The sequence below is a fragment of the Halomonas sp. SIMBA_159 genome (assembly GCF_046536035.1).
Lineage (GTDB): Bacteria > Pseudomonadota > Gammaproteobacteria > Pseudomonadales > Halomonadaceae > Vreelandella > Vreelandella venusta_A.
In genome coordinates, this window is record NZ_JAWJBT010001431.1 from 1 (window position 1) to 242 (window position 242).

General features: G+C 39.3%; 1 protein-coding gene. It reads left to right on the forward strand.

All coding sequences use genetic code 11. From position 1 onward, the window contains the following. Nucleotides 1-21: 21 nt before the first annotated feature. The coding region (locus R0J87_RS23965) for a hypothetical protein (protein WP_498889537.1) at nucleotides 22-242 on the forward strand (221 nt) is incomplete at its 3' end.

The following is a 242-nucleotide window of genomic DNA, read 5'->3' on the forward strand; positions in this document are numbered from 1 at the left end:
ATGAAAGGAGAATAAAAATAAATGTCATTTGTTTTTGAAAACATATCTGCTTTCCAAACAGAGCTGCAAAGGGTTGGTTCTCAATCGCCCAGTGGCTCTTTTTTAAGAGCTTTACGTGAGAATGTTGCAAGTGGGGCTGAATCATTTGAGGTTGAGGGCAATTTGGAGGAAGGAGAAGACTCTTATATTTTGCGAGTCTTCTTTACAATTGATGGCCCGAATGAAGAAAGTGAAACGCCTAT